The 22989-nt window shown below is 62.3% G+C and carries 23 protein-coding genes; 14 read left to right on the forward strand and 9 right to left on the reverse strand.

What is annotated here, in order from left to right; translation table 11 throughout:
- Positions 1 to 94 precede the first annotated feature (94 nt).
- Positions 95 to 1000, forward strand: a complete 906-nt coding sequence (locus AD659_RS04620; RefSeq protein ID WP_053118778.1) for an alpha/beta hydrolase — start codon at positions 95 to 97, stop codon at positions 998 to 1000.
- On the forward strand, positions 997 to 1326 hold the full coding sequence (locus AD659_RS04625; RefSeq protein WP_039010674.1) for a PA3694 family proteiin: 330 nt from the start codon (positions 997 to 999) through the stop codon (positions 1324 to 1326). The genes AD659_RS04620 and AD659_RS04625 overlap by 4 nt, the downstream gene beginning before the upstream one ends.
- Positions 1327 to 1518: 192 nt before the next feature.
- On the opposite strand, the gene lptF is transcribed toward AD659_RS04625, so the two are convergent.
- The 3 genes from lptF to AD659_RS04640 all read right to left on the reverse strand — a co-directional run bounded on the left by lptF (position 1519) and on the right by AD659_RS04640 (position 3514).
- The gene (gene lptF / locus AD659_RS04630) at positions 1519 to 2307 is read right to left on the reverse strand and encodes a lipotoxin F family OmpA-related lipoprotein LptF (RefSeq protein WP_053118815.1); all 789 of its coding nucleotides are present in this window, start codon (positions 2305 to 2307) and stop codon (positions 1519 to 1521) included.
- Between the two features lie 51 nt (positions 2308 to 2358).
- A complete protein-coding gene (locus AD659_RS04635; RefSeq protein WP_053118780.1) occupies positions 2359 to 2772 on the reverse strand; it encodes a DUF4398 domain-containing protein in 414 nt (137 codons plus the stop codon).
- Between the two features lie 397 nt (positions 2773 to 3169).
- Positions 3170 to 3514, reverse strand: coding sequence for a hypothetical protein (locus AD659_RS04640; protein WP_053118782.1), 345 nt, complete (start codon positions 3512 to 3514; stop codon positions 3170 to 3172).
- Between the two features lie 180 nt (positions 3515 to 3694).
- Here AD659_RS04640 and ppc point away from each other — a divergent pair, with 180 nt between their 5' ends.
- From ppc to AD659_RS04675, 7 genes are all read left to right on the forward strand, one after another.
- Positions 3695 to 6325 (forward strand): phosphoenolpyruvate carboxylase, encoded by a 2631-nt coding sequence (ppc, locus tag AD659_RS04645; RefSeq protein ID WP_053118817.1) that lies wholly within the window; start codon positions 3695 to 3697, stop codon positions 6323 to 6325.
- 291 nt (positions 6326 to 6616) lie between these two features.
- Positions 6617 to 7264, forward strand: a complete 648-nt coding sequence (adk, locus tag AD659_RS04650) for an adenylate kinase (protein ID WP_053118784.1) — start codon at positions 6617 to 6619, stop codon at positions 7262 to 7264.
- A 93-nt stretch (positions 7265 to 7357) separates the two neighbouring features.
- Complete coding sequence (tsaB, locus tag AD659_RS04655; protein ID WP_053118787.1) at positions 7358 to 8035, forward strand: tRNA (adenosine(37)-N6)-threonylcarbamoyltransferase complex dimerization subunit type 1 TsaB; 678 nt, start codon at positions 7358 to 7360, stop codon at positions 8033 to 8035.
- Between the two features lie 403 nt (positions 8036 to 8438).
- Positions 8439 to 8747, forward strand: coding sequence for a hypothetical protein (locus AD659_RS04660; RefSeq protein ID WP_053118789.1), 309 nt, complete (start codon positions 8439 to 8441; stop codon positions 8745 to 8747).
- Positions 8747 to 9607, forward strand: coding sequence for a DUF72 domain-containing protein (locus tag AD659_RS04665; protein ID WP_053118791.1), 861 nt, complete (start codon positions 8747 to 8749; stop codon positions 9605 to 9607). Before AD659_RS04660 ends, AD659_RS04665 begins: the two co-directional genes overlap by 1 nt.
- 33 nt (positions 9608 to 9640) lie before the next feature.
- Positions 9641 to 10462 (forward strand): isocitrate lyase/PEP mutase family protein, encoded by an 822-nt coding sequence (locus AD659_RS04670; RefSeq protein ID WP_053118793.1) that lies wholly within the window; start codon positions 9641 to 9643, stop codon positions 10460 to 10462.
- A 16-nt stretch (positions 10463 to 10478) separates the two neighbouring features.
- Positions 10479 to 11177 carry an extensin-like domain-containing protein gene (locus tag AD659_RS04675; RefSeq protein WP_053118795.1) on the forward strand — a complete coding sequence of 233 codons (699 nt, stop codon included), beginning with the start codon at positions 10479 to 10481 and terminating at the stop codon, positions 11175 to 11177.
- 1 nt (position 11178) lies between these two features.
- On the opposite strand, the gene AD659_RS04680 is transcribed toward AD659_RS04675, so the two are convergent.
- Positions 11179 to 11799 carry a hypothetical protein gene (locus tag AD659_RS04680; protein WP_053118797.1) on the reverse strand — a complete coding sequence of 207 codons (621 nt, stop codon included), beginning with the start codon at positions 11797 to 11799 and terminating at the stop codon, positions 11179 to 11181.
- A gap of 110 nt (positions 11800 to 11909) precedes the next feature.
- Here AD659_RS04680 and AD659_RS04685 point away from each other — a divergent pair, with 110 nt between their 5' ends.
- On the forward strand, positions 11910 to 12692 hold the full coding sequence (locus AD659_RS04685; RefSeq protein ID WP_053118799.1) for a class I SAM-dependent methyltransferase: 783 nt from the start codon (positions 11910 to 11912) through the stop codon (positions 12690 to 12692).
- Between the two features lie 115 nt (positions 12693 to 12807).
- Here AD659_RS04685 and AD659_RS04690 read toward each other — a convergent pair whose 3' ends face one another.
- Positions 12808 to 13443: a TetR/AcrR family transcriptional regulator gene (locus AD659_RS04690; RefSeq protein WP_053118800.1), complete on the reverse strand. Its 636-nt coding sequence runs from the start codon at positions 13441 to 13443 to the stop codon at positions 12808 to 12810.
- Between the two features lie 93 nt (positions 13444 to 13536).
- Here AD659_RS04690 and AD659_RS04695 point away from each other — a divergent pair, with 93 nt between their 5' ends.
- Positions 13537 to 14637, forward strand: a complete 1101-nt coding sequence (locus tag AD659_RS04695) for an efflux RND transporter periplasmic adaptor subunit (protein ID WP_053118802.1) — start codon at positions 13537 to 13539, stop codon at positions 14635 to 14637.
- Positions 14638 to 14643: 6 nt separating this feature from the next.
- Positions 14644 to 17709, forward strand: a complete 3066-nt coding sequence (locus tag AD659_RS04700) for an efflux RND transporter permease subunit (RefSeq protein WP_053118804.1) — start codon at positions 14644 to 14646, stop codon at positions 17707 to 17709.
- 189 nt (positions 17710 to 17898) lie between these two features.
- Here the strand turns inward: AD659_RS04700 and AD659_RS04705 are convergent, their stop codons facing one another.
- The 4 genes from AD659_RS04705 to plsB form a co-directional block, all read right to left on the reverse strand.
- Positions 17899 to 18588, reverse strand: a complete 690-nt coding sequence (locus tag AD659_RS04705) for a DUF4197 domain-containing protein (RefSeq protein WP_053118806.1) — start codon at positions 18586 to 18588, stop codon at positions 17899 to 17901.
- Positions 18589 to 18620: 32 nt separating this feature from the next.
- Positions 18621 to 19016 carry a YbaY family lipoprotein gene (locus AD659_RS04710; protein ID WP_053118808.1) on the reverse strand — a complete coding sequence of 132 codons (396 nt, stop codon included), beginning with the start codon at positions 19014 to 19016 and terminating at the stop codon, positions 18621 to 18623.
- A 91-nt stretch (positions 19017 to 19107) separates the two neighbouring features.
- Positions 19108 to 19479 carry a hypothetical protein gene (locus tag AD659_RS04715; protein WP_053118811.1) on the reverse strand — a complete coding sequence of 124 codons (372 nt, stop codon included), beginning with the start codon at positions 19477 to 19479 and terminating at the stop codon, positions 19108 to 19110.
- Positions 19480 to 19666: 187 nt separating this feature from the next.
- Positions 19667 to 22165, reverse strand: coding sequence for a glycerol-3-phosphate 1-O-acyltransferase PlsB (gene plsB / locus AD659_RS04720; RefSeq protein WP_053118812.1), 2499 nt, complete (start codon positions 22163 to 22165; stop codon positions 19667 to 19669).
- A 226-nt stretch (positions 22166 to 22391) separates the two neighbouring features.
- Here plsB and AD659_RS04725 point away from each other — a divergent pair, with 226 nt between their 5' ends.
- Positions 22392 to 22601: a cold-shock protein gene (locus AD659_RS04725; RefSeq protein WP_003184959.1), complete on the forward strand. Its 210-nt coding sequence runs from the start codon at positions 22392 to 22394 to the stop codon at positions 22599 to 22601.
- Between the two features lie 174 nt (positions 22602 to 22775).
- Positions 22776 to 22989 (forward strand): transposase (locus tag AD659_RS04730; protein ID WP_156330578.1); only part of this gene is annotated, 214 nt, incomplete at its 3' end.

A 22989-nucleotide genomic window follows, 5' to 3' on the forward strand; every position in this document is an offset into this window, starting at 1 on the left:
CGATAATGTCGACTGACACACCGCCTTCGCGAGCAAGCCCGCTCCCACAGGGGGAACTCTGTTCCAACCTTGACTTTTTGCGAGGCTTCACCGGATGCGAACCCTCGGCATCATCTGCCTGCTGCTGGCCCTGAGCGGTTGCAGCTCCCTGCTGTTCTACCCCGAGCGCGGCCTGCCGTTTACCCCGGAGCGGGCCAAGCTCGAGTACCGCGACGTCACCCTGACCACCGCCGACGGTCTCAAGCTCCGTGGCTGGTGGCTGCCCGTCAAGCCAGGCGTGGAGGTCAAGGGTACGGTGCTGCATTTGCACGGCAACGGCGGCAACCTCGCCTGGCACCTGGGTGGGAGCTGGTGGTTGCCGGAGCAGGGCTACCAGGTGCTGATGGTCGATTACCGGGGTTACGGCGTGTCCGAAGGCGAGCCGAGCCTGCCGGCGATCTACCAGGACATCGATGCCGCGTTCCAATGGCTCGACCAGTCGCCTGACGTTCAGGGCAAGCCACTGGTGCTGCTCGGCCAGAGCCTGGGCGGCGCGCTGGCGGTGCATTACCTGGTCGAACATCCGCAGCGCCAGCAACAGCTCAAGGCCCTGGTGCTTGATGGCGTGCCCGCCAGTTACCGCGACGTCGGGCGTTTTGCCCTGAGCACCTCGTGGCTGACCTGGCCGTTGCAGGTGCCGTTGTCCTGGCTGGTGCCGGACGGTGACAGCGCGATCAGTTCCGTGGCGCAATTGACTGGCGTACCGAAATTGATCTACCACAGCCTCGACGACCCCATCGTGCCTCTTTCCAATGGTATCCGCCTGTATCAAGCTGCGCCGCCGCCGCGGGTCCTGCAATTGACGCGCGGCGGCCATGTGCAGACATTCGCCGATCCGACCTGGCGCACCGTGATGCTGCGCTACCTCGACGACCCCCGGCATTTTGACGGCCTGCGCCGCTTGGGCGAAGTCCCGAACTACCCGAAATCACCCGTTGAATCACCAGAGAACCCGCAATGAGCGAAGAACGTAACGCCATCCCCCTGATCATCACCGGTATCTGCAGCATCCTCGGCACCGTTGCGACGCTGTGGTACTACGGCTACCTGCACTTCGCCAAGCCCGAGGACGCGTTGCTGCTCAACCAATTCACCATGCTCAAGACCGTGCCGGGGGAGGACTACAAGGTGTCGCTGGAACCGGCCGCCCAGGTCGCCCAGTGCATCGACGGTGTGCTGGTGTTGTTCGACACCGAGCAGAAAGGCCTGACCGGCGTGCTGATCAACGAGAAGAAACGCGCGGTGCGCTGCATGGGGCAGGAAACGCCACAAAAATTGCAGCCGTAATCCAATCCCAACGACACCACAAATCCCCTGTGGGAGCGGGCTTGCTCGCGAAGGCGGTGTGTCAGTCACTGCATATATAGCTGGCCGGACGCTTTCGCGAGCAAGCCCGCTCCCACAAGGGGATTTGTGTTGGCCGATAAAAAGCCCCGCCTGACTTCAATCAGGCGGGGCTTTTTGGTTGCACTCAGCCGATCAGTTGGCGCTCATGGTCGAGCGCGGCGCGACTGGCTGGTTGTCGTTGGAAATGGTCACTTCCACGCGACGGTTCATGGCACGGCCCGAGACGCTGGTGTTGTCGGCGACGGGAAATTCCTTACCGTAGCCCTGGGTCACGATGCGAGCCGGGTCCACGCCCATTTTTACCAGTTCGGTGCGCACGGAGCTGGCGCGGCGTTCCGACAATGACTGGTTATACGAATCCGAACCGGTGCTGTCGGTGTAGCCTTCGATGATCACCTTGCGGTCCGGGTTTTCCTGGAGGAACTGCGCCAGTTTGTTCACGTTGACCAGGCCGCTGGAGCGCAGGTCGGACTTGTTGGTGGCAAACAGCACGTCGCCGAAGGTCACCAGCGTACCGCGTTCGGTCTGCTTGGCGTTCAGGCTGTCCTGCAGTTGCTTGATCTGTGCGTTGCGCGCTTCCAGCAGCGCACGGGCGCGTTCGTCACCGGCGTTTTTCAGCTCGGCTTCGGCGTTACGCAGGGCAATGGTCTGCTTGGCCACTTCGACGCGCTGGTTGGTCAGGTAGGCCAGTTGATCGACCTTGGCTTCGTCTTCCTTGTCCAGATAGGCCTTGTCGGCCTTGGCCAGGAAGTCCGCCGCATCCTTGGTTTCCAAGGCTGCCACTTTGGTCGCCGCCGGGTCGGCTTGCAGGCCGTTGTAGTTGGTCCGTGCCTGTTCCAGATTCGCGTTCGGGTCATGGGAGCAAGCGGCCAGGGCTACGCAGGCAGCGAGCAGGGCGGGCATCATCAAGTGTTTGTGCATCATAGTCTGTCGTCCTTTTATCAATGAGAAGTACGTCGTGGCGTGAACGGTTTACTGAACCTTGTTCATGCCTTCCTGACGCAGTTCCTGAACCCCTTTCTGAGAATCCTTGAGCGCTTGTTCGGCTTTAGCGGCCTGGGCCTTGCGTTCGGCGACGCGGGCGTCCCACTCGGCCTGTTCGGCCAGTCGCTTGGCTTCTTCGTAGTGCTCGTCATGCATGGCGATTTCGGCCTGCTTGAGCTTGTCCTGGGCCGATTTCATTTCCACCGCGGCGAATTCGGTACCGCCGGCGCTGACGGCGCTGTTGACCGCCGATTGGGTCACCGCGTACTGCTCCGAAGGTGGGTTACCGGCGCAACCGGCGAGAATGAAGCTGCTACCGATCGCCAGGGCAGCCAACTTCAAACCGCGCAGGCCAGTGGATGAGGGTTTGGCAGTGCAGGTATTCATAGGCTTCAACTCCATTGGAAAACTCCTGAAAAAACGACAAATCCATGCTGGGACCGAAGCCGTGACGTCTGGTTTGGCGTTGGCGCCAAGGCGCGTTTATTTAAACGACCGTTCCAGTATGGTTACTCGGTGTGACCCGAGGCGTTTTTCAAAAGTTCAGAGAAGATGGCCATTCGCCAAAAGAATTACTGACTGATCGGTCAGCGGCGGAAAAGCTGAACTTTCAAGGCGCGCAGCGGTATTCCCGGCGTAGGGAAACGTGCGTTTTTTTTGGAGGGCGCGTGTGTAGGAGCTGCCGAAGGCTCGGGCCGCGTTCGGACGATCTTTTGATCTTTCGCTTGGGACTCAAGCGTCAGGGGAAAGATCGCAGCCTCGCTTCGCTCGGCAGCTCCTACAGGTGTCAGTGCAGGAATCAGTGTTTGGATTTGTCGTTCTGCGAGGAAAGTTCGTGCAGATGCCGGCGGGACAAAGCAAGGAATCGCGGGGTCGGGCCCACGTCTTCGTACAGCGGGTCGCCTTCTTCATCGGTGGCGACGATTTGTGAGCCCTTGATGTAGGGAAAGCTTGCTTCCAGTTCTTCCAGTGCCGCCCCGATCAGTTCGCCGAGCAGCTCTTCCGGCTGGCGCTTGGGGTACATGTCGCAGATCGCTGCCAGCCGGGCAGCGGCTTCCACGTCCAGATGGATCGTGTAGCCGGTCTGGGTCAGGCGGCCCTTGGCGTTTTCTTCCCAATGCTGGACAAGCTCACGAATTTTCATGATGACCTCAATCAGTCTGCTCGTGGCAGGCGCGGTGAGTGACAAGCCGTTGTGTGGCTTACTCATGAGACTAGCTTTGTTGTACAAGGTTTAAAGTCCCTTCGTCGCTTGTCATAAGCGACGGGCATCGGCACTCTCTGATCCAAGAGCTGTCCGGACTTTTTTGCTGGAGAAATGCTGATGACCGATATCGATGCCCGCTTGCGCGAGGATGTCCACCTGCTTGGCGAACTGCTGGGCAATACCATCCGCGAACAGTACGGGGACACGTTTCTCGACAAGATCGAGCAGATCCGCAAGGGCGCCAAGGCTGACCGACGCGGTTCTGTGGACGCCGAACTCAGCGCCAGCCTCAACCAGCTGAGCGAGGACGAACTGCTGCCGGTGGCGCGGGCGTTCAACCAGTTCCTCAACCTCGCCAACATCGCCGAGCAGTACCAACTGATTCATCGCCGCGAAGAGTCGCAACCGGCGCCCTTCGAGGCACGGGTGCTGCCCGAGTTGCTCGCCCGGCTGCGCGCCGAGGGCCATGGCGCCGAAGCCCTGGCCCGGCAATTGGGGCGGCTGGAGATCGAACTGGTCCTCACGGCCCACCCCACGGAAGTGGCTCGCCGTACGCTGATCCAGAAATACGACGCCATCGCCGCGCAACTGGCGGCCCAGGATCATCGCGACCTGACCAGCGCCGAGCGCGCGCAGATCCACGAGCGCCTGCAGCGGTTGATCGCCGAAGCCTGGCACACCGAAGAAATCCGCCGCACCCGGCCGACCCCGGTGGACGAAGCCAAGTGGGGGTTCGCGGTGATCGAACATTCGCTGTGGCAGGCCATCCCCAATTACCTGCGCAAGGCCGACCAGGCCCTGCATGCCGCCACCGGGCTGCGCCTGCCGCTGGAGGCCGCGCCGATCCGCTTTGCCTCGTGGATGGGCGGCGACCGTGACGGCAACCCGAACGTCACCGCCGCCGTGACTCGCGAGGTGCTGTTGCTGGCGCGGTGGATGGCGGCGGACCTGTACCTGCGTGATGTCGACCAACTGGCGGCCGAGCTGTCCATGCAACACGCCAGCGAGGCCTTGCGGGCCCAGGCCGGCGACAGCGCCGAACCGTATCGTGCCGTGCTCAAGCAACTGCGCGAACGCCTGCGCGCCACCCGCAACTGGGCCCACGCCTCCTTGAGTGCTGCCACGCCGCCCAGCGCCGATGTGTTGCAGCACAACCGCGAACTGCTGGACCCCCTTGAGCTGTGCTACCACTCCCTGCACGAATGCGGCATGGGCGTGATTGCCGATGGGCCGCTGCTCGACTGCCTGCGCCGGGCGGTGACCTTCGGCTTGTTCCTGGTACGCCTCGATGTGCGCCAGGACTCGACGCGCCATAGCGCTGCCATGACGGAAATCACCGATTACCTGGGCCTGGGCCGCTATGAAGATTGGAACGAGGAGCAGCGCATCAGCTTCCTGCTCGAGGAGCTGAACAACCGGCGTCCGCTGCTGCCGGCCCATTTCAAGCCCTCGGCCGACACGGCGGAAGTGTTGGCGACGTGCCGGGAAGTGGCCGCGGCGCCGGCGGCATCCCTGGGTTCCTACGTGATCTCCATGGCCGGCGCGGCGTCCGATGTCCTCGCCGTGCAGCTGTTGTTGAAGGATGCTGGCGTGTTGCGGCCGATGCGGGTGGTGCCGCTGTTCGAGACCCTGGCCGACCTGGACAACGCCGGGCCGGTGATCGAGCGGCTGTTGCTCCTGCCGGGCTATCGCTCACGGCTGCAGGGCCCGCAGGAAGTGATGATCGGTTATTCCGATTCGGCCAAGGATGCCGGGACCACAGCAGCGGCCTGGGCGCAGTATCGGGCCCAGGAACGGCTGGTGGACATCTGCCGCGAGCAGCAAGTCGAACTGCTGTTGTTCCATGGTCGCGGAGGCACCGTGGGCCGTGGTGGCGGTCCGGCGCACGCGGCGATCCTGTCTCAGCCACCGGGTTCGGTGGCCGGGCGTTTCCGCACCACCGAGCAGGGCGAAATGATTCGTTTCAAATTCGGCCTGCCGGACATCGCCGAACAGAACCTCAATCTTTACCTCGCCGCGGTGCTTGAAGCGACGCTGCTGCCACCGCCGCCACCCACGCCCGAGTGGCGACACCTGATGGACGAACTGGCGGCCGACGGCGTCAGTGCCTACCGCGCCGTGGTGCGCGAGAATCCGCAATTCGTCGAGTACTTCCGCCAGTCCACCCCCGAACAGGAACTCGGACGCCTGCCCCTGGGCAGTCGTCCGGCCAAGCGTCGGGCCGGCGGTATCGAAAGCCTGCGGGCGATCCCGTGGATCTTCGGCTGGACCCAGACCCGCCTGATGCTGCCGGCCTGGCTCGGCTGGGAAACCGCATTGAGCAAGGCCCTGGAGCGCGGCGAAGGGGCGTTGCTGGGGCAGATGCGCGAGCAATGGCCGTTCTTCCGGACCCGCATCGATATGCTGGAAATGGTACTGGCCAAGGCCGACGCGGATATCGCTCGCTCTTACGACGAGCGCTTGGTGGAGCCTGGGCTGTTGCCTTTGGGTGCGCATTTACGCGACCTATTGTCGCAGGCTTGCTCAGTGGTCCTTGGCTTGACCGGTCAGTCGCAGCTACTGGCACATAGCCCAGCCACACTGGAATTCATCCGCCTGCGCAACACCTACCTCGACCCGTTGCACCTGTTGCAGGCCGAACTGTTGGCGCGCTCGCGGCAGCAGGATGTGGCCCAGGGCAGCCCCGTGGAGCAAGCGTTGCTGGTGTCTGTGGCGGGGATTGCCGCCGGGTTGCGCAATACCGGCTAAGATCAGGCAGCGCACCAAAACGGCTCGCCCGGGGTTCCCGGGCGTTGTTCTGCGGGGGCGGGGACAGGTCGACCAGGCGACAGTTTGTTGCCCGGTTGCGACGCTCGCCACCCCCTCCGAAGGTCGTATCGGGTGCGGGTTCCTCCGACTTTCGGCGGCTTGTGTGGGTCGGGCCTGCTGTGTATCTTGATCAGCCTTTGGCCGTTTGGGCGGTCACGATCCAGTTTTTCGAAGATTGGCCCCGCGAGGCGAATCCGAGCGTTTTACATAAAAAAATTGAGGAGCACATCGATGCGCGTCATTCTGCTGGGAGCTCCCGGGGCCGGTAAAGGTACTCAGGCAAAGTTCATCACCGAAAAATTCGGTATCCCGCAAATCTCCACCGGCGACATGCTGCGTGCCGCGGTCAAGGCGGGCACGCCACTGGGCGTTCAAGCCAAGAGCATCATGGATGCTGGCGGCCTGGTGTCGGATGACCTGATCATCGCCCTGGTCAAGGATCGTATCGCTCAGCCCGATTGCGCCAATGGCTTCCTGTTCGATGGCTTCCCGCGCACCATTCCCCAGGCTGAAGCCTTGGTGAGCGCCGGTGTCGAGCTGGATGCGGTGGTTGAAATCGCCGTCGAAGACGAAGAAATCGTCCAGCGCATTGCCGGTCGACGCGTTCACGAGCCGTCCGGTCGCGTTTACCACACCGTCTACAATCCGCCGAAAACCGAAGGCAAGGACGACGTAACGGGTGACGACCTCGTGCAGCGCAAGGACGACACCGAAGAGACCGTGCGTCATCGCCTGTCGGTCTACCATTCCCAGACCAAGCCGCTGGTGGACTTCTACCAGAAACTGTCGGCTGCCAATGGCAAGCCGAAGTACAGCCACATCGAAGGCGTCGGCTCGGTCGAAGCGATCACCGCCAAGGTGCTTGCAGCCTTGAGCTGAAAAGCCTGATCAGTTGCCTCAACTACGGCCCGCTTGCGGGCCGTAGTTGTTTATACTGGCGCACTTTTTCCCACCTGATTTACGGACACATCGATGAGCACCTTGCTGGCCCTGGACACCGCGACTGAAGCTTGCTCCGTTGCCTTGCTGCACGACGGCAAGGTCACGAGCCATTACGAGGTGATCCCGCGCCTGCATGCGCAGAAACTGTTGCCGATGATTCAGACACTGCTGAGCGACGCCGGCACGACGTTGCAGGCGGTGGACGCGATTGCGTTCGGTCGCGGGCCGGGGGCTTTTACCGGCGTGCGCATCGCCATCGGCGTGGTGCAGGGGTTGGCGTTTGCCCTGGAGCGGCCGGTGTTGCCGGTGTCGAACCTGGCGGTATTGGCCCAGCGCGCCATGCGTGAACAGGGCGCCCGCCAGGTCGCAGCGGCCATCGATGCGCGCATGGACGAAGTCTACTGGGGCTGCTACCGCGAAACCGACGGCGAGATGCGCCTGGTCGGTGCCGAAGCGGTGTTGCCGCCCGAAGCGGCGGCGTTGCCGGGTGACGCCAGTGGCGACTGGTTCGGCGCCGGTACCGGTTGGGGCTACGGCGAACGCATCGCCGTCAGCCTGACCGGCCAGGACGCCACCCTGCTGCCTCACGCCGAAGACCTGCTGGCCCTGGCCCGTTTCGCCTGGGAACGCGGCGAAGCCATTCCAGCCGATGATGCGCAGCCCGTTTACTTGCGAGACAAGGTCGCGACGCCCAAGTCCGAGCGGTAAAAAAGCTTCACCCCACTCTCAAGCGGGCAGCGTTGTGGCGAGGGAGCTTGCTCCCGCTGGGCTCTGTAGGAGCTGCCGAAGGCTGCGATCTTTTGATTTTGATCTTTCGCTTGCGATTCAATTGTCTGGGACAAGATCGCAGCCTCGTTGCACTCGACAGCTCCTACGGGCGCGCCCCAGCGGGAGCAAGCTCCCTCGCCACAAAAGCATGGCGTCTTCCCCAAAGCGGTGTTCTCGCAAAAGTCATTCGCGCTCCCAAAAGTCACACCCAACATTGCCAGTCGTCACTTTTTCGCCCCGTTTTTAAACCTTTTTGACTTTATGTGTTCTAGTTATCACTTGCGCATTTGCGCGGCTGCGAAAGTGCCGCTAAATTGCCATCATTGATACCGAGCATTCTGTTATGCGTATAGACGGCGTTTCATCCCAGTCCTACCCCATCAAGCGTCGGCCTCGTGCGGGTAAAGCCAGCGAGCCGGAAAACTTCGATGACATCGATGGCGACCTGGAATTTCCGTCCGAGGAGCAACTGGCCGCCCGCGCCGCCAAAGCCTCCGCGCAACGCTTGAGCAATCTCCCCGCCCGTCAGCAAGACATGCTTTATCACCGCGCGATGAGCCGCAGCGTCGCCACGGCCCTGGCGAGCTACCTGAGCACTGCCGGTTTCGTCGATTGGGATATGGAAGTGCTGGGACTCGATCTCTACATCTGATGGTCTTGCCTTACTACCTGGGCTGTCCATCCTGGAGCGAAAACGCCTGGCGCGACTACCTTTATCCCCAGGACGCCAAAAGCACCGACTTCCTCAATCTCTATTCCCAAGTGTTCAATGCCGTGGAAGGCAATACGACTTTCTACGCCAGCCCGTCTGCGGCCACGGTCCAGCGCTGGGCTGAAATCATGCCCGAACACTTTCGCTTCACTGCCAAGTTTCCTGGCGACATCAGCCACAATGGCGACTTGCGCGAGCGCCTGACGGCCACCGAAAACTTCCTGCAACTGCTCAGCCCTTTAGGCGAGCGTGTTGCGCCGTATTGGCTGCAACTGTCCAAGGCCTTTACCCCAAATCGCTTGCCGGAACTGGCAGGGTTCATCGACGCCTTGCAACGCCCCTTGGCCGTCGAAGTCCGTCACGATGAGTTCTTTGCCAGGGGCGACGCCGAGCGACGCCTCAACCGCCTGTTGCTCGATCGCGGCGTCGAACGCATCTGCCTCGATCCCCGGGCCTTGTTCAGTTGCACCTCCCTTGATCCCGCCGTGCTCCACGCACAATCGAAAAAGCCCCGCGTGCCGCCCCGGCCCGCAGCGTTCACCCAATGCCCGCAAGTGCGCTTCATCGGTCACCCGGTGCTGGAAGCCAACGAACCGTTCCTGACGCCGTGGGTGGAGAAAATCGCCGCGTGGATCGAAGAAGGGCGCACGCCATATATCTTCCTGCACACCGCCGACAACCGGCTGGCGGCCCGCCTCGCGCAACGCTTTCACGAGTGCTTGATGCATCGATTGCCTGGCTTGCCGGCCCTGCCTGCGTTATATAGAGAGCCCGCCGCCGAGCAACTGGGTTTGCTCTGAGGCCCACTCCCTCTCTGCTCAGGAGCGAACTACATGGAAGCGCAAATTCGTCGAGCCCGGGCGTTCAAGGCCTTGCACGAACGCGAAGGGGCTTTTGTCATTCCCAACCCGTGGGATGCCGGTTCGGCCAAGATGCTCGCCAGCCTGGGTTTTGAAGCCTTGGCGACCACCAGTGCCGGCCACGCCTTTTCCTTGGGCCGGCCCGATGGTGCGTTGGGCCTGGACGATACGCTGGCTAACGTGCGGGCGATTGTCGCGGCCACTGACCTGCCAGTGGCCGTCGACCTGGAAAACGGTTTTGCCGATGCCCCCGAGGATTGCGCTCGTAGCCTGCTTCGTGCCGCGGAGGCTGGCGCGGTGGGTGGTTCGATCGAGGATGCCACGGGGCGCGAAGACAGCCCGATCTATTGCTTCGACCATGCCGTGGCGCGGGTCAAGGCCGCCGCCGAGGCTGTGCGCAGCTTGCCATATCCCTTCCTGCTGACGGCCCGGGCGGAAAACTTCCTGCACGGCAATCCCGATCTGGATGACACCATTCGCCGCCTCAAGGCCTTCGCGGAGGCGGGGGCCGACGTGTTGTATGCCCCGGGGTTGAGCAGCGCCGAGCAGGTGCTCGCGGTGGTGCAGGCCGTGGCGCCGAAACCGGTGAACGTGCTGATGTCCGGGGCGCTGGACCTGACGGTGGCGCAGTTGAGCGAGTTGGGCGTCAAGCGCATCAGCGTCGGGTCGGCGCTGGCCCTGGCCGCGTATGGCGAGTTCTTCCGCGCCGCCGAGGAAATCCAAGCGCAGGGCACGTTCACTTTTACGCGCCGCTCGATGCCGTTCAAGCAGGCCAACCAATTATTCAAGGGTTGATGCCCGAGGCAATATCGTGCGGTTTTTGAAAGCGCTTGCGGTCGTGGCCCTACTCGTTGGCCTTGCCGTGCTGGGGGTATGGCGCGGCTGGGTGGCGCTGCCGCCCCAATGGAATCCCTGGGCGCCGTTGGACGTCAACCTGGCGCCCAACCTGCTGACCCGCTTCAAGCTCATGGCCCTGCGCAATGACCCGCAGTTGTGCGACCAGTCCCTCGCCACCTCCGGGCTGCGCATCGCGCGCCAGGCCGACAGTGGCGCCAATACGACGTGCCCGTTGACCAACGTGTTGAGGGTGCAGGGCGGGGAGGTGGCGTTGAGTAGCAGCTTCCTCGCCAGTTGCCCACTGGCGGTGGCGTTTGCGCTGTTCGAGCGCCATGGGTTGCAGCCGGCGGCGATGGCGATCTATGGGCAGAAAGTGACACGGGTCGATCATCTCGGCAGTTTTGCCTGCCGCAACATGTACGGGCGTGAGAGCGGTGCGCGTAGCCAGCACGCCACCGCCAGCGCGCTGGACATCGCCGGGTTTCGCCTGGCCGATGGACGCACGATCAGCGTCCTCAGGGACTGGCCCAAGGACACTGCGGATGCGCGCTTTTTGCGTCAGGCTCGGGATGGCGCCTGCGATATGTTCAGTGTGGTCTTGAGCCCGGACTACAACGCGGCGCACCGCAACCATTTTCATCTGGATGTGGGGCCATGGTGGATCTGTCGCTGATTTAAGCGGCGATGCGCAGGTTCTGCAGCACGATCGGACGTGCCCAGCGGGTGTCGAAGTCCAGTTGTTTCTGTTGCGCCACCAATTCCTCTTCCGGGAACGGCGGGAACGGCTTGTCCAGCAGGTCGAGTTCGAACTCGGCGATCGGCAGGTGCAAGGGGCGTGGCTGCGGCGCCGGGCCAGGCTCCGGCAGTGGTTGGCCGGCGGTGAGGACGAGTGGACGCACCCAGTTGCTCTCGAAGGTCTGCTGTTTTTGCTGGGCGACGATTTCTTCCGCTGGGAACGGCGGGAAGGGCTTGTCCAGCAGGTCGAGTTCGAATTCGGCGATGGGCAGGAACAGCGGCTCTGGCGGCTTGATCTGTGTTTCGGTCACTTCGCAGGTACGCTGGCTGACGATGTGCGCCAGCAGTTCGGCGCCGAGGGTCGGTTCAACCGCTTCATCGAGGGGCTCTGGCTGGTAGCTGCCAGGCGCCGGTGCGTTTTCACCCAGTTGATCGGCCAGGGCCCGGGCAAAAAAATCCTGCCACAGGTGACTGACGCCGCTCAGCGCTTGGGTGTTACGCAGGCTGTAATCGCCGTAAGGGGAGATGACGCCTATCGATGTGGATTGAATGTCTGACATTTTTCTCGGTCGACGCTCAGCTCTGGCAAAATGCCGTTCACCGTTGTTATCGGCCGTTTTTGCCGATCCTTAATTTTTTGAGCATGTTTTTCCATGAGTGAACAACTTCCATGAGTGAGCAACCCGCGGCCTGCCGCATCCATGTCGAGGCCCTGGCCCCGGCCTTCCAACCGCAGGCCGAACGCTGGGCCGAGCGGCTTGACCTGCCTTTGCAAGGGGACGATGGTGAGTTCGCCTTGCAGGTCGGTGAGCAGGGGTTGCAGTTGCAGCAGTTGGGACCGGATGCACCAGGGCCGGTGCGCGTGGACTTCGTCGAGGGCGGTGCGGCCCATCGGCGTCTGTACGGCGGCGGCAGCGGCCAGATGATCGCCAAGGCGGTCGGGATTGCCCAGGGTGTACGTCCGCGGGTGCTGGATGCCACCGCCGGGTTGGGCAAGGATGCGTTTGTGCTGGCCAGCCTCGGGTGCGACATGAGCCTGATCGAGCGCCAGCCGCTGATTGGCGCCTTGCTGGAGGATGGCCTGGCCCGGGGGGCGGAGGACTTCGACGTAGCGCCGATCGTGGCGCGCATGCGTTTGCTCAAGGGCAACTCCATCGAGGTGATGCGCAACTGGGAAGGCGAACCGCCCCAGGTGATCTACCTGGACCCGATGTTCCCTCATCGTGAGAAAACCGCCCTGGTGAAGAAGGAAATGCGCCTGTTCCGGCCCTTGGTGGGCGATGACCCGGACGCTCCGGCGCTGCTCGCCGCGGCCCTGGCCCTGGCGACGCACCGGGTGGTGGTCAAGCGCCCGCGCAAGGCCCCGTGCATCGAAGGGCCTAAGCCAAGTCATGGGCTGGATGGCAAGTCCAGTCGCTACGACATCTACCCGAAGAAAGCGCTCAAGGCCTGAGACCGTATCGCGAGCAGGCTCGCTCCCACATTGGATCCTTGGTGTTCATCAACCCTGTGGGAGCGAGCTTGCTCGCGATGAGGCCCTTCCAGCCAACGAAAGGCTATCGGTCGAGCTAAGGCCGATAAGCCCGCATGAACAACCCCACCACTTCCTGCACATGGGCCTCGGCGGCTTCGGGTTCCGGGGCCGGGCCGCAGCCTGACAACAAGCGGAAGTTCGCTGCGCCCTTGATCAGGCAGAAGAAATGTTCGGCGGCATTGCGCGGTTTGTCGATGCTCAGGGCGCCGCTCTGGTTGATCTTGCTCAGCAGCCGCTCCATGCCCGAGAGCATCCGCTGCGGACCGGCTTCGTAGAAAATCGTCGACAGCTTCGGGTCTTGGCTGCCCAGCGCCATGATCAACCGATGCAGGTTCAACGATTCATCGCTGTTGATCAGTTGGTTGAACCCACGGGCGATGTTCAACAACACCTGTTCGATCGGAACGCCGTCGGGCCATTCGTAAAACAGCGATGGCACCTGCTCTTCACATTTGGCCATCACGGCAGCGGAAAACAGCGTCTCCTTGTCGTTGAAATGGCTGTAGACCGTCAGTTTCGAAACCCCTGCCTCGGTGGCGACGGCGTCCATGCTGGTGTTGGCATACCCCATGCTCAGGAACAGGCGTTTCGCCGCGTCGAGAATGGCCTGGCGCTTGGCCAGGTCCTTGGGGCGACCGGGGCCGCCGGGAGTTGAAGGATTGTTCGACATTCTTCGCTTTAATACTGGACTGGTGAGTTTGCTATTAATAACATACTCGCCAGTATAATTATTCCAAGCACCATTAGCGAAAGGTCACTCGCCATGTTCCGCTATGCCCTGCCCCTCGCCATGCCAGTCGCCCTGGCTTTTTTATTGTCTGCGTGCGGTCATGACGAGCCGGTGCCCGTCGCCGTGCGTCCCGCCATGGTGGTCAAGCCCGAGCCGTCGGCCCAGGCGATGGACAGTTACCCTGGCGAAGTGCGGGCACGTTTCGAGCCTGAACTGGCCTTTCGCATTGGCGGCAAAGTGAGCCGACGAATGGTCGAAGAGGGGCAGCGGGTCAAGGCCAATCAACCGCTGGCCGAGCTCGATCCCGAGGACGTGCGCCTGCAACTGGAAGCGACCCGTGCCCAGGTCGCCGCCGCCGAGGCCAATCTGAACCTGGTTCGCGCCGAGCGTGACCGCTACAAGACCTTGATGGAGCGGCAGATGGTCAGCCGCTCCCAGTACGACAACGCCGAAAACCTTTATCGCTCCGGCACCGCACGGCTCAAGCAGATCAAGGCCGAGTTCGATGTCGCCAACAACCAGGCCAGCTATTCGGTGCTGCGTGCGCCCCAGGATGGCGTGGTGGCCCGGCGTTCGGTGGAAGTCGGGCAGGTGGTCTCGGCCGGGCAAACTGTCTTCACCCTGGCCACCGACGGCGAGCGTGAAGTGCTGATCAGCCTGCCGGAGCAGGGGTTTGGTCGGTTCAAGATCGGCCAGCCGGTGTCGGTGGAGCTGTGGAGCCAGCCCGACCAGCGTTTCAGCGGGCGTATTCGTGAACTGTCACCCGCCGCCGACCCCAAGTCCCGCACCTTTGCCGCTCGCGTAGCCTTCACGGCCGGCAGTGTTCCGGCCGAGCTGGGCCAAAGCGCGCGGGTGTTTATCCAGACTGCCGACACGGTGCCGCTGTCAGTGCCCTTGTCGGCCTTGACGGCGGAAAACGGCGCGACCTATGTCTGGGTGGTCAACGCCGACAACACCTTGAAAAAAGTCCCGGTACGGGTCGGCGCCTTCGGCGAGAAGACCGTGCCGGTGCTGGAAGGCCTCAGCCCCGATGACTGGGTGGTGGCTGCCGGCGTGCATGTGCTCCTCGACGGCCAGCAGGTGCGGCCGGTGGATCGCTCCAACCGCGTGGTCAACCTGACGGCCAAGGAGTAATCCGCAATGGGTTTCAATCTTTCCGAATGGGCGCTGCGTAACCGCCAGATCGTACTGTTCCTGATGCTGTTACTGGCCATCGTCGGCGCGCTTTCCTACACCAAGCTTGGCCAGAGCGAAGACCCGCCATTCACCTTCAAGGCCATGGTCATTCGCACAGTGTGGCCGGGGGCGACGGCCGAGGAAGTGTCGCGCCAAGTCACCGAACGCATCGAAAAGAAACTGATGGAAACCGGCGATTACGAGAAGATCGTGTCGTTCTCCCGGCCGGGTGAATCGCAGGTGACCTTCATGGCCCGCGACTCCCTGCATTCGGCGCAGATTCCCGAGCTGTGGTACCAGTTGCGCAAGAAGATCGGCGATATCCGCCACACCTTGCCGCCGGGTATTCAGGGGCCATTTTTCAATGATGAATTCGGGACTACTTTCGGCAATATCTACGCACTGACCGGCGACGGTTTCGACTACGCGGTGCTCAAGGACTACGCCGATCGCATCCAGCTCCAGTTGCAGCGGGTCAAGGACGTGGGCAAGGTCGAGCTGCTCGGCTTGCAGGACGAGAAGATCTGGATCGAGTTGTCGAACGTGAAGCTGGCGACCCTCGGCCTGCCCTTGGCGGCGGTCCAGCAGGCCCTTGAAGAGCAGAACACGGTCTCCACCGCAGGCTTCTTCGAAACCGGCAGCGAGCGTTTGCAGCTACGGGTTTCGGGGAATTTCCAGACGGTGGAAGAGATCCGCAACTTCCCGATCCGGGTCGGCGACCGGACGTTCCGTATCAGCGACCTGGCGGACGTGCGCCGTGGTTTCAACGACCCGCCGGCGCCACGCATGCGCTTCATGGGCGAAGACGCCATTGGCCTGGCCGTGGCGATGAAGGAAGGCGGCGATATCCTGATTCTGGGCAAGGCCCTTGAGGCCGACTTTGCCCGTATCCAGAACACCCTGCCGGCCGGCATGCAACTGCGCAAGGTGTCGGACCAGCCAGCGGCAGTGAAGACCGGGGTCGGTGAGTTCGTCCAGGTGCTGGTGGAAGCGCTGACAATCGTGTTGCTGGTGAGCTTCTTCTCCCTCGGGCTGCGCACCGGGATGGTGGTGGCCCTGGCGATTCCGCTGGTGTTGGCGATGACCTTCGCCGCCATGTATTACCTGGGGATCGGCCTGCACAAGATTTCCCTCGGCGCGCTGGTATTGGCCCTGGGGCTGCTGGTGGACGACGCGATCATTGCGGTGGAGATGATGGCGATCAAGATGGAGCAGGGCTTCGACCGGATCAAGGCCGCCAGCTTCGCCTGGACCAGCACCGCGTTCCCGATGCTCACCGGTACATTGATCACCGCAGCCGGCTTCCTGCCGATCGCCACCGCGCAATCGGGCACCGGCGAATACACCCGTTCGATTTTCCAGGTGGTGACCCTGGCGCTGCTCGCCTCCTGGGTGGCGGCCGTGGTGTTCGTGCCGTACCTGGGGGAAAAGCTCCTGCCGGACCTGGCGAAAATTCACGCAGCCAAACATGGCACGACTGACGGCCAGACCGACCCTTACGGCACGCCGTTCTATCAGCGTGTCCGGCGGATGGTGGAGTGGTGCGTGCGCCGCCGCAAAACCGTCATCCTGCTGACCGTGCTGTTGTTCGTCGGCTCGGTGGTGGTGTTCCGGTTCGTGCCGCAGCAGTTCTTCCCGGCATCGGGGCGGTTGGAGCTGATGGTTGACCTGAAACTGCAGGAAGGCGCCTCCCTGAGCAACACCGCCGAGCAGGTCAAGCGCCTGGAAGCGCTGCTCAAGGACCATGCCGGTATCGATAACTATGTGGCCTACGTCGGTACCGGCTCACCGCGCTTCTATCTGCCGCTGGACCAACAATTGCCAGCTTCCAGCTTCGCCCAGTTCGTGGTGCTGGCCAAGACCATCGAAGACCGCGAGCCTTTGCGCACTTGGTTGATTTCGACCCTGAACGAGCAATTCCCGACCCTGCGCTCGCGGGTCACGCGCCTGGAGAACGGTCCGCCGGTCGGCTATCCGGTGCAGTTTCGCGTCACGGGTGAACACATCGAAGAAGTCCGGGCCCTGGCGCGGAAAGTGGCGGCGAAAGTTCGCGAAAACCCCTACGTGGTCAACGTGCACCTGGACTGGGAAGAACCGAGCAAGGTGGTGTACCTGAACGTCGATCAGGACCGTGCTCGGGCGTTGGGCGTCAGCACCACCCACCTGGCGAGTTTCCTGCGCAGCTCCCTCACCGGCTCCAGCGTCAGCCAGTACCGGGAAGACAACGAACTGATCGAGATCCTGCTGCGCGGCACGGTGCATGAGCGCACCGAACTGTCCTTGCTGCCGAGCCTGGCGGTGCCGACCGACAACGGCAAGAGCGTGGCCCTGTCGCAGATCGCGACCCTGGAATACGGCTTCGAAGAGGGCGTGATCTGGCACCGCAACCGCCTGCCGAGCGTGACTGTACGGGCCGATATCTACGGCAAGGAGCAGCCGGCGACCCTGGTGCAACAGATCTTCCCGACCCTGGACCCGATTCGCGCCGAGTTGCCGGATGGTTATCTTCTGGAAGTGGGCGGTACGGTGGAGGATTCGGCCCGCGGCCAGAAGTCGGTGAACGCTGGTGTGCCGTTGTTCATCGTGGTGGTGCTGACGTTGCTGATGCTGCAATTGCGCAGTTTCTCCCGCACGGCCATGGTGTTTCTCACCGCGCCCCTGGGGTTGATCGGCGTCACGCTGTTTCTGTTGGTGTTCCGCCAGCCGTTCGGCTTCGTCGCCATGCTGGGTACCATCGCGCTGTCGGGAATGATCATGCGCAACTCGGTGATCCTGGTGGACCAGATCGAGCAGGACATCAAGGCGGGGCTGGCGCCCTGGCAGGCGATCATCGAAGCCACGGTGCGGCGTTTCCGCCCGATTGTGCTCACCGCGCTGGCCGCGGTGCTGGCGATGATCCCGCTGTCACGCAGCCTGTTCTTCGGCCCGATGGCGGTGGCGATCATGGGCGGGTTGATCGTGGCCACGGCGTTGACGCTGTTGTTCCTGCCGGCGCTGTATGCGGCGTGGTTCAGGGTCAAGAAAGCCTGATTTACAGGTGCACACCGAACCTGTGGCGAGGGAGCTTGCTCCCGCTGGGCTGCGTAGCGGCCCCAAGCTTTTGCGGTTGCTGCGCAACCGAGCGGGAGCAAGCTCCCTCGCCACAGGATTGTGGTTTGTCAGATAAACAGTGTGTTCATCGCGAGCAAGCTCGCTCCCACAGTTGTTTTGGGTTGGGGCTTATAGGGTGCCGAAGACCTTCTTCGCCAAACTGGTCGCCGCAGCCGCCGGGTTCTGGCGGATGGTGGCTTCCTGCTTGCCGATCATCTCGAACAACCCGTCCAGCGCCTGCTCGGTCACGTAGTTTTCGATGTTGGCGCTCTTGGCATCCAGCACGCCGAACGTGGCGGCCTGGCCGGCGAAGGCATTGTATTTCTGGGCCAGGCCGACCTTGTCGGTGGCCTGCTTGACGATGGGCAGGAACTTGGCGCGGATCTGCTCGCGGCTGCTCTTGTTCAGGTATTGCGTGGCCGAGTCGTTGCCGCCGCTCAAGATGCCCTTGGCATCGCTCACACTCATGTTCTTCACGGCATTGACGAGGATCGGCTGGGCCTGGACCACGGCGGCTTCGGCGGCCTGGTTCATGCTGGTTTCCAGTTGATCGACCTGCTCACCCATGCCGAAGGCTTTCATCTTGCTGGCGACTTTGCCCAGCTTGCCTGGCAGTTCGATCTTCACATCCGGGTTGTTGCTGAAGCCGCCGGGTGTGCCCAGTTGCTTGACCGCCACCTGCGCGCCTTGGGTCAAGGCGTCCTTGAGGCCTCCCGTGGCATCTTGTTGCGACAGGTCGCCCAGGGACAGGGCCATGGCGTTGGCGCAGATCAGCAGGCCCGCGCACAGGCCGGTGAAACGGAGGGTTGAGCGAAGCATGATGGCGTCCTTGAAAAAGTTGGAAAAAGGAATCAGCGTGCGGCGTTGACGCGGATCTTCAACGGCTGCGGATCCTTGCCATCGAGTTGCACGGCGTGTTGTTCGGTGGTGATGAACATCAACTGGCCGTCCACTTCGATGCGGGCGCTCACGGCATAACGATGGCCGGGCTTGACCTGGGCGGGATCATAACTGAGGTGGAACGGCAGCGGGACCTGGCCTTTGACCGGGCCGCTCTGTTCATCAAGCACCACCGCCGGGGCGTCGGCCAGGGAAACGTCCTGCAGGCTCACGCTCAGGGTGGCGTTGGGCGGCAGGGCAATGCGTTGTAGATAGAAGACTTCGCCATCAAGGGACGCAGCGGGTGGAGTTGTCGATTGGCAAGCAGTCAGCAAGGCCATGGAGGCAAGCAGAGCGAATTTTTTCATGGGGAGCCCCTGGCTCATAGGCGCCAGCCACGCGGGCGTCGATGAGCGTTTAGCGGATTTGCGTCCAAGCATCCATGCGTAACGTCGCGGCTCAGGAACCGAACGTGGGCGCTTGAACAGTTTCAACCAGCGATGCTGGCGCCAGGCTCAGCGGGATGTCAACGTGTTGATCGCCGCCATCCCAGGTGAACGCCTGTTCGGTATCAAGAAAAAGAGCGGTGTCGTCTTGGTACGCCTGGGCTTTTACCAAGAGTTGCTCGCCCGCGGGCATCGTCTCCGGATCGACCTGGAAGCGATATTGCCAAGGTTGGTTTACAGGCTCCTTTGGCGCCATGTTGGAACCCTGGCCGCCGCTGGCGCTGATCTGCACACCGGCGGTATTTCGAACGCTGACTTCGGTGCGTCCGGCGTCCGGGAGTCGATAGCCTTCGGGCAATTGCAGGGTGAGGGTAATGATGTTCATGCTGAATTCCTTTTCAGTACGTCGACATTGACGTGAACCCATCCTAGAGACCTGCTCCAAAGTTCTATGTAGGTCTTTTCTTCGTTTTGCGTCGCCTTGGCCGCTGCGCAGCGTCGGAGTATGCCTGTCGATTAACCCATTCACTCACCGGAAGCGTTCCATGCTGACGGTGAGCGACAGGCAAGTTTCAAATGTCAGCGCTGACGGCGACCTCCGCCGCGTCTTCACTGCGATGCAGTGCCACCTGGCGGATCGACAGGCGAATTTCCGCCGGCAGCACCCGCTTGGCCGCACCTTCGGCCAGTTCGCCCAGCAGTTCGTGGTAGCTGAGTTTGCCGGCCTCGTCGCGGCGCAGCACATCGAGGTCGAGCATCGTCTGGATGAAGTGGCGGAACAGGCTCTTGTCGAAGAATTCCGGCGCATTCAGGCCATGCAGGATCGACAGGCGCTGGGCCATGACGGTGCAGAGGTCTTCCAGTTCTTCGGCGCTGATGGTGTTCTGGCCGCTGTTGAGCAGCAGCGAGACGGTCATGTAGAAGCGCTGCAAGGTCTGGGCGATGCTCTTCGACAGCAGGGTCAGCAGCACGAAGTGCCGCGAACTCGGTGCCGGTCGCAGGTACAGGTCGTTTTCGAAACGCAGCAGGCCTTGTTCGACGAACGCGTCGAGCCATTGGTCGACCACGCCATCCAGTTCTTCCAGCGACCAGCGAATGAACAACTCCGATTGCAGGTACGGGTACAGCGCATGGGTGTAGCGCAGGATCTGCTCGCGGCTCATGCGCGAGCTGCTCTGGAAGAAGCTCGCCAGCAACGCTGGCAGGGCGAAGATGTGCAGCACGTTGTTGCGGTAGTAGGTCATCAGCACCGCGTTCTGCTCGTCCAGGTACAGAATCTTGCCCAAGGCATCGTTCTGTTCCGACAGCAGGTCCATGCCTTTTACGTGTTCGATCAGCGCTCGGCCATCGCCTTCAGGCAGGGTGGTGTGGGGCGAGTACGGGACTTTGCGCAACAAGGCCAGGTACAGGTCCAGCACGCGGGCCATGGCGCGGTCGTCCAGGGCCAGGCGGCTGGTGGACAGCAGCGCCAGGGCGACGAGGTTGACCGGGTTGATGGCCGCGGCTTCGTTCAGGTGCCGGGCCACGCGTTCGCCGAGGCGGTTGGTGGTCGCGTTGAGCCAGGCCGGTTTGAATTGCGGGCCCAGTTCCTGTTGGCGCCAGTCCGGTTGTTCGCTGTCGAGGAATTCCGCCAGCTTGATCGGTTCGCCGAAGTTCACCGCCACCTGGCCGAAGCGTTGCTTGAGGGCGCCGATGACCTTGAAGATGTCGAAGATCGATTCTTTCTTCTTGCTGGCCCCACGCAGTTCGCCCAGGTAGGTACGGCCTTCCAGTACGCGCTCATAACCGATGTACACCGGCACGAACACGATAGGCATGCGCGACGAGCGCAGGAAGCTGCGCAGGGTGATGGCGAGCATGCCGGTCTTGGGTTGCAGCATGCGCCCGGTGCGCGAGCGACCGCCCTCGACGAAGTACTCCACCGGAAAACCTTTGGTGAACAGCGTGTGCAGGTATTCATTGAACACTGCGGTGTAGAGCGGGTTGCCCTTGAAGGTGCGACGCATGAAGAACGCCCCGCCACGGCGCAACAGGCCGCCGATCACCGGCATGTTGAGGTTGATGCCGGCAGCAATGTGCGGTGGCGTCAGGCCATTGCGAAACAGCAGGTACGACAGCAGCAGGTAATCGATATGGCTGCGGTGGCACGGCACATAGATGACTTCGTGGCCCTGGGCGATGTTCTGCACGCCTTCGATGTGGTTGACCTTGATGCCGTCGTAGATCTTGTTCCAGAACCAGCTCAGCACCACTTCCAGGAAACGGATCGCGGTGTAGGTGTAGTCCGAAGCGATCTCGTTGCCGTAGCGCAGGGCCTGGGCCTTGGCTTTTTCCGGGGAGATCTTTTCCCGTTCGGCTTCCTCGGCAATCGCCTGCTTGACCAGCGGCTGGTTCAGCAGGCCCTTGACCAGGTTGCGTCGGTGGGAGATGTCGGGGCCGATGACCGCCGCTTTCAGATTGCGGAAGTGCACTCGCAGGATCCGCTGGGCCATGCGCACGGTGCGTTCGTGGCCCTTGTCGTGTTCGATCAGTTCGCGCAGGTGGATCGGCGCGGAGAACTGCACGCGGGTCTTGCGGCCCAGGATCATGATGCTCAACAGGCGGCGCAGGCGCCCGGTGACGGCCCAACTGTCGGCGAACAACAGCTTCCAGGGGCTGGATTCGCTGTCCGGCGACTGCCCCCAGAACACGCTGACCGGGATGATCTGTGCGTCTTCGGCGGCATTGTCGGTCAGGGCGTTGACCAGCCGCGTCAGGGTGGGCGGTGCGCCGCGCTTGTCCTGGCGCCCGATCCAGTCGGGGGCTGGCGTCAGGTAGAAAAACGCCGCCGGTTCCAGCAGGTTGCCCACCGAGACCGGCAGCACCGGACGGGGCAGGCCGGCCTTGGTGCATTCGGTGTCGAGCACGGCCAGGTCGGTGAGCGATGGATCTTGCAGGACGTAGAACACCGGACGACTGCGGTCGAGGTTGAGGGTGAAGGACGACTGGTTGATCGTCTCGGAGCGAACCCAGAGGTACAACAGTCGGCGCAGGGTGCCAAACACAAGACGGCGGAACGGGGAGCGGGTCATACGGCTTCTGCATGAGTGGATGGGATGGCGCGGGCGCCAGTGTGCCGGATTCGTCGAAAATCGGCAAAAAAGCAGCGAAGTAAAGTCAGTTGAGAGTTTTTGCGTGTGTCATATACTCGGCCAGTAGCTGCTTCGGCCTCCTCTTATGGATGGCCGGACGGTGACTAAGTTCGTACGGCGTTCCATCGAAAAGCCGACTCAAAAAATAAAAATGGGAGTGAGCATCATGGCTGCACGGGAAACCGGCAATGTGAAGTGGTTCAACGACGCCAAGGGTTACGGCTTCATCCAGCGTGAAGGCGGCGCGGATGTGTTCGTGCATTACCGCGCCATCCGCGGTGAGGGCCACCGTTCACTGACCGAGGGCCAGCAGGTCGAGTACGCGGTCGTGGAAGGGCAGAAGGGCCTGCAGGCTGAGGATGTGGTGGGGTTGTAACCCGCATTCCTTGGCTACATAAAACCCATTGTGGGAGCGAGCTTGCTCGCGATAGCGGTGTATCAGTCATTTCTAATCCGGCTGATCTACCGCTATCGCGAGCAGGCTGATCTGGCCTAATGAATTTGGACACATCAATAGGGCGCTATGATGGCGCCCAAATCTGAGGTGTGCATGATGATGCGAAAATCCTATTCCAGTGAGTTCAAACTCAAAGCTGCAAGCATGGTGCTCGATGAGGATCAGCCGATTCCCGAGATCTGTGCCAGCTTGGATATCGGCCCAACAGCCCTGCGCCGCTGGGTCGAGCAGGTGCGAAAAGAGCGCGCCGGATCGACGCTTGTCGGTACCAAGGCAATCACCGCCGATCAGAAGCAAATCCAGGAAC

The organism is Pseudomonas thivervalensis, assembly GCF_001269655.1.
GTDB classification, from domain to species: domain Bacteria; phylum Pseudomonadota; class Gammaproteobacteria; order Pseudomonadales; family Pseudomonadaceae; genus Aquipseudomonas; species Aquipseudomonas thivervalensis.

Excerpts from the sequence above, each read along its gene's own strand:
- AD659_RS04685 (WP_053118799.1), top strand. The coding sequence starts at position 11,910 with ATGAGTGAGCAACCCGCGGCCTGCCGCATCCATGTCGAGGCCCTGGCC.
- AD659_RS04620 (WP_053118778.1), top strand. The coding sequence starts at position 95 with ATGCGAACCCTCGGCATCATCTGCCTGCTGCTGGCCCTGAGCGGTTGC.
- AD659_RS04710 (WP_053118808.1), bottom strand. The coding sequence starts at position 19,016 with ATGAAAAAATTCGCTCTGCTTGCCTCCATGGCCTTGCTGACTGCTTGC.
- AD659_RS04705 (WP_053118806.1), bottom strand. The coding sequence starts at position 18,588 with ATGCTTCGCTCAACCCTCCGTTTCACCGGCCTGTGCGCGGGCCTGCTG.
- lptF (WP_053118815.1), bottom strand. The coding sequence starts at position 2,307 with ATGCACAAACACTTGATGATGCCCGCCCTGCTCGCTGCCTGCGTAGCC.
- AD659_RS04690 (WP_053118800.1), bottom strand. The coding sequence starts at position 13,443 with ATGTCGAACAATCCTTCAACTCCCGGCGGCCCCGGTCGCCCCAAGGAC.
- AD659_RS04680 (WP_053118797.1), bottom strand. The coding sequence starts at position 11,799 with ATGTCAGACATTCAATCCACATCGATAGGCGTCATCTCCCCTTACGGC.
- AD659_RS04660 (WP_053118789.1), top strand. The coding sequence starts at position 8,439 with ATGCGTATAGACGGCGTTTCATCCCAGTCCTACCCCATCAAGCGTCGG.
- adk (WP_053118784.1), top strand. The coding sequence starts at position 6,617 with ATGCGCGTCATTCTGCTGGGAGCTCCCGGGGCCGGTAAAGGTACTCAG.
- AD659_RS04695 (WP_053118802.1), top strand. The coding sequence starts at position 13,537 with ATGTTCCGCTATGCCCTGCCCCTCGCCATGCCAGTCGCCCTGGCTTTT.
- AD659_RS04665 (WP_053118791.1), top strand. The coding sequence starts at position 8,747 with ATGGTCTTGCCTTACTACCTGGGCTGTCCATCCTGGAGCGAAAACGCC.
- plsB (WP_053118812.1), bottom strand. The coding sequence starts at position 22,165 with ATGACCCGCTCCCCGTTCCGCCGTCTTGTGTTTGGCACCCTGCGCCGA.
- AD659_RS04640 (WP_053118782.1), bottom strand. The coding sequence starts at position 3,514 with ATGAAAATTCGTGAGCTTGTCCAGCATTGGGAAGAAAACGCCAAGGGC.
- AD659_RS04670 (WP_053118793.1), top strand. The coding sequence starts at position 9,641 with ATGGAAGCGCAAATTCGTCGAGCCCGGGCGTTCAAGGCCTTGCACGAA.
- AD659_RS04725 (WP_003184959.1), top strand. The coding sequence starts at position 22,392 with ATGGCTGCACGGGAAACCGGCAATGTGAAGTGGTTCAACGACGCCAAG.
- AD659_RS04715 (WP_053118811.1), bottom strand. The coding sequence starts at position 19,479 with ATGAACATCATTACCCTCACCCTGCAATTGCCCGAAGGCTATCGACTC.
- AD659_RS04635 (WP_053118780.1), bottom strand. The coding sequence starts at position 2,772 with ATGGAGTTGAAGCCTATGAATACCTGCACTGCCAAACCCTCATCCACT.
- AD659_RS04700 (WP_053118804.1), top strand. The coding sequence starts at position 14,644 with ATGGGTTTCAATCTTTCCGAATGGGCGCTGCGTAACCGCCAGATCGTA.
- ppc (WP_053118817.1), top strand. The coding sequence starts at position 3,695 with ATGACCGATATCGATGCCCGCTTGCGCGAGGATGTCCACCTGCTTGGC.
- tsaB (WP_053118787.1), top strand. The coding sequence starts at position 7,358 with ATGAGCACCTTGCTGGCCCTGGACACCGCGACTGAAGCTTGCTCCGTT.
- AD659_RS04625 (WP_039010674.1), top strand. The coding sequence starts at position 997 with ATGAGCGAAGAACGTAACGCCATCCCCCTGATCATCACCGGTATCTGC.